Consider the following 616-nt stretch of genomic DNA (forward strand, 5'->3'; position numbering starts at 1 on the left):
GTTCGCCGACGGCCACTACTTCAACGCGGGACCGGCGCGGATCCCGAATCACCACATCACGCTCGACTACTGCCGCGAGCTCGGCGTCGAGATCCAGGCCCTGGTCAATGCCAACGCGGAGAGCTTCTACTACCACGAGAACACCGACACGACCGGCTACGGCCCGCTCGGCGGCACCGCAGTGACGCACCGGCAGGCGAAGGCCGACTACTACGGATACATCTGTGAGCTCTTACTCCAGGCACTCGACCAGGGTGCGCTCGACGACACCCTGAGCACGGACGACGCCGAGCGGCTGGTCTCGTTCGCGGAGAGTTTCGGCGGCCTCGAAGGAGGAAAGTACGTCGGGAACGACAGGCGCGGCTACCTCGAGAGCCCCGGCGCCGGGCGCAACGCCGGCGTCGTCGACGGACCCCCGCCCGATCTCTCCGCTGTCCTGCACAGCCAGATGGGAACCGCTTCTCGTTCGAGTTCGGTTTCAGCCAGGCGATGATGATGTGGCAGCCGGTCGGCGGCATGGACCGGATCTCGTTCGCGTTGGCCGACGCCGTCGGCAAGCAGAACATCAGCTACAACGCTCCGGTCACCGAGATCCGCAACACCGCGTCCGGAGTGA

At 66.1% G+C, this 616-nt stretch carries 1 pseudogene; it reads left to right on the forward strand.

The features are described 5' to 3' along the window. Positions 1 to 493, forward strand: a pseudogene (locus tag ELR45_RS39880) (hypothetical protein); the annotation flags it as partial. Positions 494 to 616 lie beyond the last annotated feature (123 nt).

The organism is Phytoactinopolyspora endophytica (genome assembly GCF_004138495.1).
In the GTDB taxonomy this organism is placed as follows: Bacteria; Actinomycetota; Actinomycetes; order Jiangellales; family Jiangellaceae; genus Phytoactinopolyspora; species Phytoactinopolyspora endophytica.